Source organism: Azospirillum sp. BE72, assembly GCF_031455875.1.
GTDB lineage: Bacteria > Pseudomonadota > Alphaproteobacteria > Azospirillales > Azospirillaceae > Azospirillum.
In genome coordinates this window covers 1-12565 of sequence record NZ_JAVDTO010000004.1, presented here as the reverse complement: position 1 = coordinate 12565, position 12565 = coordinate 1, and the positions used below count along the sequence as shown (strand labels likewise).

13 protein-coding genes and 1 rRNA gene are annotated in these 12565 nt (G+C 65.8%); 9 read left to right on the top strand and 5 right to left on the bottom strand.

Translation table 11 applies throughout. The features are described from left to right. Positions 1 to 76: 76 nt before the first annotated feature. A complete protein-coding gene (locus J2Y49_RS14445) occupies positions 77 to 2398 on the bottom strand; it encodes a 4Fe-4S binding protein (protein ID WP_310115544.1) in 2322 nt (773 codons plus the stop codon). Between the two features lie 292 nt (positions 2399 to 2690). On the opposite strand from J2Y49_RS14445, the gene napE reads away from it, so the two are divergent. Genes napE through J2Y49_RS14415 form a run of 6 tightly spaced genes read left to right on the top strand, consistent with a single transcriptional unit; the run spans position 2691 to position 7516 of the window. Then, on the top strand, positions 2691 to 2936 hold the full coding sequence (gene napE / locus J2Y49_RS14440; RefSeq protein ID WP_310115543.1) for a periplasmic nitrate reductase, NapE protein: 246 nt from the start codon (positions 2691 to 2693) through the stop codon (positions 2934 to 2936). 14 nt (positions 2937 to 2950) lie between these two features. Next, on the top strand, positions 2951 to 3466 hold the full coding sequence (gene napF / locus J2Y49_RS14435) for a ferredoxin-type protein NapF (RefSeq protein ID WP_310115542.1): 516 nt from the start codon (positions 2951 to 2953) through the stop codon (positions 3464 to 3466). Beyond that, positions 3453 to 3749 carry a chaperone NapD gene (locus J2Y49_RS14430; protein WP_310115541.1) on the top strand — a complete coding sequence of 99 codons (297 nt, stop codon included), beginning with the start codon at positions 3453 to 3455 and terminating at the stop codon, positions 3747 to 3749. The genes napF and J2Y49_RS14430 overlap by 14 nt, the downstream gene beginning before the upstream one ends. A gap of 54 nt (positions 3750 to 3803) precedes the next feature. Next, positions 3804 to 6296: a periplasmic nitrate reductase subunit alpha gene (gene napA, locus J2Y49_RS14425; RefSeq protein ID WP_310115540.1), complete on the top strand. Its 2493-nt coding sequence runs from the start codon at positions 3804 to 3806 to the stop codon at positions 6294 to 6296. Between the two features lie 15 nt (positions 6297 to 6311). Next, positions 6312 to 6809: a nitrate reductase cytochrome c-type subunit gene (locus tag J2Y49_RS14420; protein ID WP_310115539.1), complete on the top strand. Its 498-nt coding sequence runs from the start codon at positions 6312 to 6314 to the stop codon at positions 6807 to 6809. Then, positions 6806 to 7516 carry a cytochrome c3 family protein gene (locus J2Y49_RS14415; protein WP_310115538.1) on the top strand — a complete coding sequence of 237 codons (711 nt, stop codon included), beginning with the start codon at positions 6806 to 6808 and terminating at the stop codon, positions 7514 to 7516. Before J2Y49_RS14420 ends, J2Y49_RS14415 begins: the two co-directional genes overlap by 4 nt. Before the next feature lie 63 nt (positions 7517 to 7579). Here J2Y49_RS14415 and J2Y49_RS14410 read toward each other — a convergent pair whose 3' ends face one another. The 4 genes from J2Y49_RS14410 to J2Y49_RS14395 form a co-directional block, all read right to left on the bottom strand. Continuing rightward, positions 7580 to 8485 (bottom strand): ParB/RepB/Spo0J family partition protein, encoded by a 906-nt coding sequence (locus tag J2Y49_RS14410; protein ID WP_310115537.1) that lies wholly within the window; start codon positions 8483 to 8485, stop codon positions 7580 to 7582. Beyond that, positions 8475 to 9488 (bottom strand): AAA family ATPase, encoded by a 1014-nt coding sequence (locus J2Y49_RS14405; RefSeq protein WP_310115535.1) that lies wholly within the window; start codon positions 9486 to 9488, stop codon positions 8475 to 8477. The genes J2Y49_RS14410 and J2Y49_RS14405 overlap by 11 nt, the downstream gene beginning before the upstream one ends. Before the next feature lie 78 nt (positions 9489 to 9566). Beyond that, on the bottom strand, positions 9567 to 9806 hold the full coding sequence (locus tag J2Y49_RS14400) for a hypothetical protein (RefSeq protein ID WP_310115534.1): 240 nt from the start codon (positions 9804 to 9806) through the stop codon (positions 9567 to 9569). Between the two features lie 380 nt (positions 9807 to 10186). Further along, positions 10187 to 10396, bottom strand: coding sequence for a cold-shock protein (locus tag J2Y49_RS14395; RefSeq protein ID WP_014189265.1), 210 nt, complete (start codon positions 10394 to 10396; stop codon positions 10187 to 10189). A 425-nt stretch (positions 10397 to 10821) separates the two neighbouring features. Here J2Y49_RS14395 and J2Y49_RS14390 point away from each other — a divergent pair, with 425 nt between their 5' ends. The 3 genes from J2Y49_RS14390 to J2Y49_RS14380 all read left to right on the top strand — a co-directional run. Continuing rightward, positions 10822 to 11457, top strand: a complete 636-nt coding sequence (locus J2Y49_RS14390; protein WP_310115533.1) for a ParA family protein — start codon at positions 10822 to 10824, stop codon at positions 11455 to 11457. Then, positions 11450 to 12037, top strand: coding sequence for a DUF3102 domain-containing protein (locus tag J2Y49_RS14385; RefSeq protein WP_310115532.1), 588 nt, complete (start codon positions 11450 to 11452; stop codon positions 12035 to 12037). Before J2Y49_RS14390 ends, J2Y49_RS14385 begins: the two co-directional genes overlap by 8 nt. A gap of 441 nt (positions 12038 to 12478) precedes the next feature. Beyond that, positions 12479 to 12565 (top strand): 16S ribosomal RNA (locus tag J2Y49_RS14380); the annotation flags it as partial.

Sequence of the window (12565 nt, the reverse complement as noted above, 5' to 3'; positions counted from 1 at the left end):
CGCTGACCCCGCTTCGGGGCTGTCATAAGACCCGTTGCGACCGGGTCCGGTTATGGGAATGAGGAGGGGATGGCGGTCAGGGCCCGTGGGGCCGCAGCGTCAGCCGGCCGGTGGCCGGATCGGCGGTGGCAACGGCGGTTCGGGCGGCAGATTGGGCGGCGGCGGGATTGGCGGCTTCCTTCTCCGCCGCAGCCTTGGCCTCGGCCGCCTGCCACTTCTCGCGCTTCTGCCGCTTCTGGATCATGACCGGGCATTTGTGGTCGTGGTGGTAGAGCATCTGGCAGTGCAGGCACTGGATGCATTCGTTGGGGTTGATCGTGCCGTCTGGATGGATGGCCTGCACCGGGCATTCGTTGCCGCAGCGCTGGCACGGGCTGCCGCATTCCTTGTAGCGGCGCAGCCAGTCGAACATCCGCAGCCGGCCGGGGATCGCCAGCGCCGCGCCCAGCGGGCAGAGATAGCGGCAGAAGAAGCGCTCGATGACCAGACCGGCGGCCAGCAGGGCCACGGCGAATGCCACGAACCACCAGTCGCGGATGAAATGCAGGATGATGGCCGTCTTGAACGGTTCGATCTCCGCCGCCTTCTCCGCCGTCGCCAGCGATTGCAGCGAAAAGCCGAACAGCAGCAGGAAGATGATGTACTTGATCGGCCACAGGCGCTGGTGCAGGGCGAAGGGCACGGTGATCTGGCGGATGCCGATCCTTTTTGCCGCCTTCGACGCCAGTTCCTGCAGCGCGCCGAACGGGCAGAGCCAGCCGCAGAAGGCGCCCCGGCCCCAGAACAGCAGAGACGCCGCCACCGAGAACCACAGGATGAACACCAGCGGGTCCATCATGAAATAGTCCCAGCGGAAATCGGTGCGCAGGGCGTTGGCGAAGGTCAGGACATTGACCACCGACAGCTGCGCCGTGGCGTACCAGCCGAGCCAGACCAGCGTGAAGACGAGATAGGCCGTCCGCACCCGCTCATACAGCGCCGGGCGCTTCGTCAGCTGGTCTTGGAAGAAGAAGATGCCGGTCAGCAGCAGGATGGCGGCGGACAGGATCGCGATGTCGACCCGCCGGTTCTGCCAGATGCGCTGCCACAGCGGCGTTTCGGCGGCGTCCTCCGCCGCCTCGGCGCCGGCGGCCTGGATGGCGGCGCTGTGGCTGGCGGACTGGTCGGGAATGGCGGTAGCCGCGGCGGCCGGCTTTTCGGTCTTCAGGTATTTGTCGGGCGGCTGGTAGCCAAGGTCGAAGGTGACGAACACCTTGTCCAGTGCTGCGACGGCCCGCTGCACCAGAAGCTGCAGGCGCCACGGCTCGGCCGGATTGAACTCGGTGCCTTCCGGCAGGATGAACAGGCCGATTTCCGGGAAATCGGGGGCGCCGGCCGCGGCGGTGCTGCCCATGCGCTTGTGCATCTTGTCGCGGAAGCGGATGGAGCCCTCATGCTGCACCATCTCGACCCGGTCGAAGATGCCGCCGCGGACATAGCCCGAGCCCTTGAAGGAATAGCGCCCCTGCCCCGCCACCCACACCGCCTGCTGGCCCGGCTTCAGCCGCTTGGTCAGCGCCTCGTACTCCGCATCGCCCAGCAGCGAGCGGCCGATGGAGGGGATGGTCACCAGGGCGGCGTAGAGGTCGATGAAGGTGTCGTCGGAATTGCCGGGTTCGGCGCGGGCGATGGCTTCGGCCTTGCCGGTGCGCTCGAAGGCGGCGTTCACCTCCCCCACCGTCAGCGTCAGGCGGCGGACCGAGCCGTCGCCGATCAGGGTCGCCCAGTCCTCCACCGCGTCTTTCGACAGGTCGATGGTCTTCGTCACCGTGGGGGCCGCCTCCGCCACGGTCTTGCCGAGGGCGGTCATCACCTTCTTGCCCGAGCGGATGATCGAATCGCCGATGACCATCACCGTCACGGTGGCGCCCGACACGATGTCCACCGGCGGGCTGGCGGCGCTCTGGGTGGCGAGCGCCAGCACGTTCTTGCCGACATACCCGTCGATGAAGCCGTTGATGCGGGCTGGCGGAATGCCGATCAGCACGATGGGCTCGTGATGGTCCATCAGCCGCGCGCCCGTCACCGTGCCGTCCGGCGTCAGCCCGACCACAACGTCGATGGGCCGGCCCGAATAGCCGGTGGTGTTGACGAAGTCGGAGGTGAGATAGGCATGGCCGACCACGGCATCGCCCTTGTAGACGGGGACGGTGGGGGCGTTGGCGGCCGGTGCGCCGAAGCGGTCGGCGCCGGGAACGAGGTCGGCGGGCTGGAGCTTCGCCAGATAGGGCAGCAGCCGGCCGCTGTCGGCGGCATGCGCCGCGGCGATGCCGGTCAGCAGCAGAAGGACGGCGATAATGGCCGATCCAAGGGCCGATCCCACCCGACGTTGTAAGCGCGCGAACCTCACGACGGCCATCCTCCGGCTTTCGCCCCTTGGCATTGGTGTCTCGGGAGGCATGAAAGCGCGCGGTGGCGGAGGAGTTCTTGACCGCGGTCAAGAGTTTGGCGGACCGCTGTGCGAATTGCGCCAGATCAACAGCTTTTGAGGGAAAGTGTGAGTTGGGGGGGAGTGCCTTTTCCGCAGGCGCGAGAGGAAGTTGCCGACTCTCCGATGGCATACCTCATAGGGGCAAGGCGCCATTGCGAGACGTTTCCGGCAATTTGCGGTTGGAATGGTCAGCCCGAGATAAAGCGGAAGGCCGCATTCCATGAGCGCAGCCCGACAGCCCAGCCCAGCCCGCCGCACCGATGCTTCCAACTCTGTCGATCCCCGCCTTTCGCCGGAACCAGTTCCGCCGGTCGATCCGGGGGTTCGCAGGCGCGAGATCGCGATGTTCCTGCTGCTGGCCGTGTTCATCTGGCCGGTGCTGTCGATCGCTGTCGTCGGCGGCTATGGCTTCGCCGTCTGGATGTCGCAGATGATCCTGGGTCCGCCCGGTCCGCCGCCGGTTTGACGGAGGCCACCCCCATGGCCGCCGATGCCATCGACAGGGGACGGCGGAGCTTCCTGCGGGGCCGTCCGGCAACCGGCCCTGCACCGATCCATCCTCCATGGTCGCGTCCCGATTACATCGCCGCGCTCTGCACCCGCTGCGGCGCCTGTGCCGACGCCTGCCCGGAAGCGATCCTGCGTCCAGGCGACGGCGGCTATCCGGAAGTCGACTTCACGCGCGGCGAATGCAGCTTCTGCGGCGCCTGCGCCGATGCCTGTGCCGAGCCGATCTTCGATCGGACCGCCGCACCCTGGGCGCTACGCGCGACCGTCACGGACGATTGTCTGGCGGTGCGGCGGGTGGTGTGCCGCAGCTGCCAGGACGCCTGTCCGGAAGGTGCCATCCGCTTCCTCCCCGCCGCGGGCGGGGCCGCCCATGCGCGCATCGACGATGCTGCCTGCACCGGCTGCGGCGCCTGCGTCGCCGCCTGTCCGGCCGGTGCCGTGACCCTCGACCACCAGACCGGGAGCCCAGCCCATGCCGTTCGATGACACCACTGGATTGGCGCCCGCCGGCGAACTCCACATCGCCTCGCTGCTGCTGCATGTGCGCCACGACCGCCAGCCGACGGTCCGCGCGGCGATCGCGGCCATGCCCGGGACGGAGCTTCACATCGAACAGCCCGGCAAGATGGTGGTCACCGTCGAAGGACCGCATGAGGGCTGGATCGCCGACCGCATGACCGCGCTGCATCTGATGGACGGCGTGTTCTCCGCGGTCATGGTCTTCCACCACGTCGACCATGGGGAGGGCGTTGTGCCTTCCGAACCCTGATCCGCCCTGCCCTGCCCGCCTGAACCGAATGCCAGAAGAAAAGGGGGAACGCCCATGTTGGACCGTCGCGATTTCATCAAGGCCCAGGCGGTGGCCGCCGCCGCTGCCGCAGGCGGCATCAGCCTGCCGGCCGCCGCCCAGAGTTCGATGGTTGCGGGCGAGGACACGGCGCTGAAATGGTCGAAGGCGCCCTGCCGCTTCTGCGGCACCGGCTGCGGCGTGATGGTCGCGACCAAGGACAACCGCGTCGTCGCCACCCACGGCGACATGCAGGCGGAGGTGAACCGCGGCCTGAACTGCGTGAAGGGCTATTTCCTGTCCAAGATCATGTATGGCCAGGACCGCCTGACCCAGCCGCTGCTGCGCATGCGCGACGGCAAGTATCATAAGGACGGCGAGTTCCAGCCGGTTTCCTGGGACCGGGCCTTCGACGAGATGGCCAGCCAGTGGAAGCGCGTGCTGAAGGCCAAGGGGCCGGATGCGGTCGGCATGTTCGGGTCCGGCCAATGGACGATCTGGGAGGGCTATGCGGCGTCCAAGCTGATGCGCGCCGGTTTCCGCACCAACAACCTGGACCCCAACGCCCGCCACTGCATGGCGTCGGCCGCCGTCGCCTTCATCCGCACCTTCGGCATGGACGAGCCGATGGGCTGCTACGACGATTTCGAACATGCCGACGCCTTCGTCCTCTGGGGCTCCAACATGGCGGAGATGCACCCCATCCTGTGGACGCGCATCACCGATCGCCGGCTGGCGCACAGCCATGTGAAGGTGGCGGTGCTGTCGACCTTCGAGCACCGCAGCTTCGAGCTGGCCGACATCCCGATGATCTTCGAGCCGGGAACCGATCTGGCGATCCTGAACTATATCGCCAACCACATCATCCAGACCAACCGGGTGAATAAGGAGTTCATCGAGAAGCACTGCAACTTCCGCCTGGGGCAAAAGGACATCGGCTATGGCCTCCGCCCGGAAAGCGTGCTGGAGGTGCGGGCGGCGAACGCCAAGGACCCGGCGGATTCCAAACCCATCGACTTCGACGCCTTCGCCAAGTTCGTCAGCACCTACACGCTGGACTACACCGCCGAGCTGACTAAGGTGCCGAAGGAAAGGCTGCTGGCGCTGGCCGAGATGTATGCCGACCCGAAGACCAAGGTCATGTCGCTGTGGACCATGGGGTTCAACCAGCATGTCCGCGGCGTGTGGGTGAACCACATGGTCTACAATGTCCATCTGCTGACCGGGAAAATCTCCGAGCCCGGCAACAGCCCCTTCTCGCTGACCGGCCAGCCGTCCGCCTGCGGCACCGCGCGAGAGGTCGGAACCTTCTCCCATCGCCTGCCCGCCGACATGCAGGTCGCCAACCCCACCCACCGCGCTCACACCGAGCAGGCATGGAAGCTGCCCAAGGACCTGCTGCCGGCCAAGATCGGCTACCACGCCGTCCAGCAGGACCGCATGCTCAAGGACGGCAAGCTCAACGCTTACTGGATCATGGTGAACAACAATCTGCAGGCAGCCCCCAACAGCGCCAACGAGACCTATCCCGGATACCGCAATCCCGAGAATTTCATCGTGGTGTCCGACGCCTATCCCACCGTCACCGCCTCGGCCGCCGACCTGATCCTGCCGGCGGCCATGTGGGTGGAGAAAGAAGGCGCCTACGGGAATGCCGAGCGCCGCACCCATTTCTGGCACCAGCTGGTCACCGCACCGGGCGAGGCGCGATCCGATCTCTGGCAGCTGATGGAGTTCTCGAAGCGCTTCACCACGGACGAGGTTTGGCCGGCGGAGGTCCTGGACGCCAATCCTTCCTATCGCGGCAAGACGCTGTTCGACGTGCTGTTCCGCAACGGCCAAGTCGACCGCTTCCCCCTGTCGGAGGTGAATGCCGACTACGCCAATGACGAGTCCAAGGATTTCGGCTTCTACGTCCAGAAGGGGCTGTTCGAGGAATATGCCGGTTTCGGCCGCGGCCACGGCCATGATCTGGCGCCCTTCGACACCTACCATCAGGTGCGCGGACTGCGATGGCCGGTGGTGGACGGCAAGGAGACGCGCTGGCGCTACCGCGAGGGGTTGGACCCCTTCGTCAAGCCGGGCGAGGACGTCCGCTTCTATGGCAACCCGGACGGCAAGGCCAACATCTTTGCCTTCCCCTACGAACCACCGGCCGAGGAACCAGACAAGGATTTCGACCTGTGGCTGGTCACGGGGCGCGTGCTGGAGCACTGGCACAGCGGATCGATGACGATGCGGGTGCCGGAGCTGTACAAGGCGATGCCGATGGCGCTGGTCTTCATGCATCCGGACGACGCCAAGGCGCGCGGCCTGCGCCGCGGGTCGGAGGTGAAGGTGATGTCCCGGCGCGGCGAGATGCAGACGCGGGTGGAGACGCGCGGGCGCAACAAGCCGCCGCGCGGCGTGGTCTTCGTACCCTGGTTCGACTCTGCCCGGCTGATCAACAAGTGCACGCTGGACGCCACCGACCCGATCAGCAAGCAGTCCGACTTCAAGAAGTGCGCCGTCAAGATCGTCGCGGTCTGAGGGAGGAGTTGAGCCATGCGTCCCCATCACCTCGCCGCCCTGGCGGTGCTCCCCTTCCTCGTGCCGGCCATGCTGTCGGCCCAAAGCGCCGGCGGTAATGCCGAACCGCGCCGGCTGGATTCGCCCTTCCGGCCGCCGGTGAACTTCGTCGAGCAGAACAACACCCCGCCGATCCCGCCCGACGTCACCGACGACCGCCGGGTCGCCCGCAACTACCCCGAACAGCCGCCGGTGATCCCGCACAATGTCCGCGATTACCAGATTACGCTGAACAACAACCAGTGCCTGACCTGCCACAGCCGCCGCTTCACCGAGGCGGTGCAGGCGCCGATGGTCAGCATCACCCATTACGTCGACCGTGACGGCCAGACGCTGGGTGCCGTCGCGCCACGGCGCTATTTCTGCATGCAGTGCCATGTGCCGCAGACGACGGCGCAGCCCATCGTCCCCAACACCTTCACCGACCTCGACACCCTGGTCAGCCGGCCATCCGACCGGGGAGACCGTCGATGAAGGCGCGCATTCCGGTTTCGGTGCGGCGGGCGTGGCAGACCATTTCCCGCCCCAGCCGCACCCTCAGCCTGGGATTTCTGACTCTGGGCGGCTTCCTGGCCGGCGTTTTCTTCTGGGGCGGCTTCAACACCGCATTGGAGGCCACCAACACCGAGGCCTTCTGCATCAGCTGCCACGAGATGCAGTCGAACGTCTATGAGGAGATGAAGCAGACCATCCACTTCACCAACCGGTCTGGTGTGCGGGCGACCTGCCCCGACTGCCATGTCCCGCATGAATGGACCGACAAGATCGCCCGCAAGATGCAGGCGTCGAAGGAGGTCTGGGGCAAGATCTTCGGCACCATCGACACCCGCGACAAGTTCGTCGCCATGCGCCGGGAACTGGCGGAGCATGAATGGGCGCGTCTGAAGTCCAACAACTCGCTGGAATGCCGCAACTGTCACAGCGCGGACTCCATGGACATCACCAAGCAGGGGGCGCGGGCGGCGCGCATCCACGAACAATATCTGTTCAGCGGCGAGCGCACCTGCATCGACTGCCACAAGGGTATCGCCCACCGCCTGCCCGACATGCAGGGCGTCCCGCCCGGTTGGAGCGAGGCGTCGGACAATCCACAGAAGCCCATCGGTCATTGGCTGGCGAGCACGGGCGCGGATGACGGATCGGACGGCGGAATGACCCTGCCCGCCCCTGCCCCGCGGTGATCCTGCTGGTCGGAATCCGACCACCTGCATAAGCCACGCAAGGTGGTCGGATTCCGACCAGCTTCAATTGGTGGCGGCTTCGAGTACGGCGTCGATGGCCGCCCGCATTTCCAGCAAAGCCTGACGGTCGGTTTCCGACAGTCGCTGCGGCTTTTCCTGCAGTTCCTTCAGCACGTCACGCGCCTGGAACACCGGCTTCGCCGCACGCTTGGGCAGCGCGCTGGACGCCACGCCGGCCGGTGCGCTGACCGATGCGCGTTTCGCCGCCATCTCCGGCGAGGCTGAAACAAGATCAACTGCGGGGGAGGGCGGGGCGCCCGCATCCGACCGCTTCAGCTTCTCCCAGGCCCGCACCTGCTCGTCCTGGTCCTCGATCGCCGCCAGTGCCTCCAGCTTCGACTTGGTCGGGCGCAAAGCGGCGTAGTCGGCACGGATAGCCGGCGCCAGGCGCTGGAACGACAGCATCATGGTGACGTAGGTCTTCTTGCGGCCCAGCGCGTCGGCAAGCTGCCGGTGCGAATATCCATGCCGCTCCGCCAGACGGAACAGGGCGTCGGATTCCTCCAGCGGGTTCAGATCGCTCCGCTGCAGGTTTTCGACGATGGCGATTTCCTCGTCGTCGTCGCCGGTGAACAGGATGCCGAAGATGGTTTCCCGTCCGAGCAGCCTCATCGCCCGCAGCCGCCGCTCGCCATAGACCAGCTGCCAGCGGTCGTCAGCGATCTGGCGCACGCCGATCGGCTGCTGCAGCCCATGACGTTCGATGGAGGCCGCGAGCCCCTGCAATTCCTCTTCGTCGAACTCGCGCCGCGGCTGGTTCGGGTTGGGAGCGATGCGGTCCACCGGCACTTCGACCAGATGGGGGGCATGGCGGCTGAGGCCGAACAGCGCATCCTTAACGCGGGCGGCGGCCGTGCTGTTGGCGCTCTGGGCGGATTTCTGCGCCTTCCCCAACAGACTACGCGACACGTTCGACCTCCTTGATGCGGATGATGCGTTCCTCGACCAGGGCGGCGGCGACGTCGCGGTAGACGGCGGCACCGGCGACGTCGGGCATCGCCTCTACCGCGGCGCGGCCGACCGAGGTCGCCTGGGCATAGACCGAGGCCTTCGGCACGGGATCGAACACCCGCAGATGCGGACTGTACTGCTCCTGGATCTGCTCCAGAACCTCGCGGTCGTTGCGCTCGCGCTGTTTGTAGATCGTCGGGACGATGCCCAGAACCGACAGGGCGGTGTTCATCCGGCGCCGGATCTTGGCGACATTCTCCAGCAGAAAGCCCATGCCCAGCAGGCTGAACTTTTCCGTCTGGCAGGGGATGATGGCGGTGTGGGCGGCCACCATGGCGTTCTTCGTCAGTTCGCCGATGTTGGGCGGCGTGTCGATGATGATGAAGTCGAAGGTCCGCTTCGCCGCGGCGATCTTCTCCTTCATGATGAAGTCGCCGCCGGCTTCCTTACCCAGCTCGACCTCCGTCTCGGCCAGCCGGATGGAGGAGGGGGCGACCCGCAGTCCGCTTTCCTCGACGGTGACCAGGATGTCCCGCAATTCGAGGTCGCCGTGCATGACGTAGTAGAGGGTCTTGGCATCGGCCTCCAACGTGTAGGAGTCGATGCCGAGATGCTGCGTGGCATTGGCCTGCGGATCGCAATCGATCAGCATCGTCGCATAGCCCTGGAGGGCGAGGGCGGAGGCGATGTTGACGGCGGACACCGTCTTGGCGCAGCCGCCCTTCTGGTTCGCCACGACGACGACCAGCGCCGGGCCGCCCAGCTTCTCGACGCCGGCCGCGTCGCGCCTGATCAGCGCGTCGAGCGCCGCCGGGATGCGCTCGGCATCATTCTCCCAGCGGCTGACCTTCTGCTTGTCGTAGCGGCGCTGAAGCCGTTCGTTCAGCCAGACGGCGAATTCGGACTGCGACAGCCCCTTCGCCTCGCGGTAGGTCCGCAACTCCTCGCCCTTCACCGTCACCTCCCCGACATGAGCCGGGCGGGAGGGTAGGGGTAGACGCTACGCCGGTCAAGAATCCCGTGGCTGAGGGTGTACCATCTACTGGGGAGCGTCTACCGTCGCCGCGACCTTCTTGCTCCGGCGCGGCGCGCGCGTGGAGGGAAGGGTTGCCAGCTTCTCCTTCCGTGCGGCAACTTCCGCCCGGATGGCGGGCAGGGCGGCGTCGGCCGCTGTCCGCTGCTTCGGCGTCCCATTGAGGGCAAGCCGCTCCGCATTGGAGGCCAGCGTGGTCAGGTCGGCGTCGGCCATGGCCGGGAGTCTGTCGATCAGGTCGATCATGCTGCAATCCTGCTTTGGTTGCGGGGGAGGGGACAATGGCCGGGAGGGAGACCGCAGCCTGTGCCGGGGCTCTTCCTGCCGTGACGCCGGGGCGGGGCCTGTGCTGTCCCAGCCGGCGGACCAGCACCGCGCCAGGCCGCTGTCGGGCGGGTGCGGGTTCGAGGAACAAGCGGTGCCGGCGGTGGCTGCCAGCCGCCCGGCCATATGGGCGACACGCATCCAGGGATCGGCGGAACCCGCGGGCGATGTCGGAACGGCTTTCTTCTGGGGCATGCCCACTCCGGTCCCGGACCCGGGAGAAAAGTGCAGGGGCGAAAAGCAAAAGGGCGGCCCGAGGCCGCCCTTCTGGATCGCATCAGGATCGTACCGTTCCGCTGCGCTCAGAGCGCACGCAGGTTCTCGGCCGAAACCTTGCCGCGGCGCGGATCGCGAACGGATTCGAACGACAGCTTCTGGCCCTCGTTCAGGTTGCCCATCCCCGCACGCTCGACGGCGGAGATATGGACGAAAACGTCATCGGAGCCGTCTTCCGGCTGGATGAAACCGAAACCCTTGGTCGAATTGAACCACTTAACAGTACCGTTGGCCATGGGGCAGTGTCCTTTCCCAGGTTGCCAAGCTCAACATGAGCCAAGCATCAAATTCACCTAAGGCAGGAAGTTCAGCCTTCTGAAAGCTGAAAAACACATAACCCAGAGCAACTTCGACCAACCGAATGTGGGCGCTTGTCAGCCGCAATGCAAGGGAAAACCAGGAAATCGTGCCGCTATTATTTTTCGGCGTGGAAAAAGACACGTGCCGGCCCGGCTCGTATTTTTTCTCATCGGCAGTTTATCTGTTTCACCGCAACGAGTTGGTCGGGCGGCTTCCGATGGGGAAGGCTGGGTACAATACCGTCCGACTGCGGGGGGCACACTCCGGGTCAGGCACGCTGTTACCGCCGATGGGGTACGTTGACTTTGGCCGCCCCTCTGGCGCAGCTTGCGGGCCTGACCTTCAGCCAGGGTGGGAAGCAATGCCGATCATCACGTCAGCCAGCACGAAGGGCGGGCCGGGAAAGACGACCCTGTCGCTCTGCCTCGCTGACCACTGGCGCCGGGCCGGCCGCAAGGTAGAGCTGTTGGACATCGATCCGAACCGCAACCTGACCCAGTGGATCAAGGCGGCCGGGGCGCCGATCGCTTGCACCACTGTCGACGAGGACGACATCATCGAAGCAGCGACCGAGGCCGAACAGCGGGCGGACTGGGTCGTCATCGACGTCGCCGGCGTGCTGGCGCGTGGGCTGGTGCATTCCATCGGTGTCGCCAATGCGGTGCTCATCCCGTCGCGCCCCGACCTCAAGGATGCGCTGGAGGCCGCCCGCACCTATCAGCATGTGATCGCGGAGCAGAAGATGGCACAGCGCCGCGACCCGCAGGCGCGCATCCCGGCTGCGGTCGTGCTGATGCAGGTGAACCGCCGTGCCCAGGCCGCTGGCTTTGCCCGCGAACAGCTCTCCGCTCTGAAGGTGCCGCTGCTGCCGGCGGAAATCCCGTTGCGTACCGCCTACCAGAACTATTCCTTCGCCGGCCTGCCGTTGGACGATGCCAATGTGCGCACCGACTTCGCCGAACTGGCGGCAAGCGTGGAAGACCTGATCCATGGCTAGGAAGCTGACTCCGCGCATCGTCACCGCCGACGAGGTATCGGACATCCTCACTCCGTCGGAGGCACCGGCTCCGCGTCTGTCGCGGCGGCCGGCCCCGGGCAGACTTCGCACCCGTGCGAATTTCGCCGACGTGATCCTCAGCCTCTGGACCGAGGCGGAGGAGAATTTCCTGGCGATCGGCCGTTATCTCAACCACGCCAAGACCGTGCTGGAGCATGGCGAATTCATGGCGATGGTGGATCGCGACCTTCCCTTCAGATACAGCACTGCCAACCGGCTGATGAAGGTTGCGGCCGCCATCGACGACGGACTGCTGCCGACCGACAGCCTGCCGCCCAGCTACGCGACCGTCTATGAGATGGTCCTCCTGAACCCGGAGGAGCGTGAACAAGCCGCCGCTCAGGGGCTGTTCCGGCCGGACATCCGCCGCCAGGACATCATCAACTTCAAGAAGCAGCTGCGCGCGGTCACGCTGCCCGACCTTGCCGCCGAGCGAACCGAACTGGCACGGTTGGAGGCGGAACGCGCCCGTATCGATATGCGCATTGCGGAGCTGCGGGAAATGCTGCGCATTGCTTAGGTGGCCGATAATTTGCGGCCCTCAATTCGGCTTCGCTTTTTTGCCATCTGACGAAAAAAGTGCTTGCGCGGTTTGGGGGAGGCCGCATATAAGACGCCTCCCGACGCGAACGACGCCGGCGCCGCCGAAACGGCAGCGACTGGTACCGCGAAACGGGAAGCCCGACAAACCGGTGCTTGTCACCTGAACCCCAGGGGTTCGGTGAGGCCTTCGGTTTCTGCATCGGGCGGGTTCTTTGACAAGTTAATACCGTGTTGTGAGAAGGGATGCGCAGGCGGCGGCAGTTGGTAGCCGTTGCGGCCTTGGGGTGCGGGGTTCCTGATGGGGATCGGCACATTGAGGATCGTCTGTGCATCTTTTGAGCAGAGAAACTGTAACAGTATCGACGTTTCAGGAGATCGCTTCAGGCGGTCCTGTCAGTCGTGGCTTCGGTCGCGATCTGAACCTGAGAGTTTGATCCTGGCTCAGAACGAACGCTGGCGGCATGCCTAACACATGCAAGTCGAACGAAGGCTTCGGCCTTAGTGG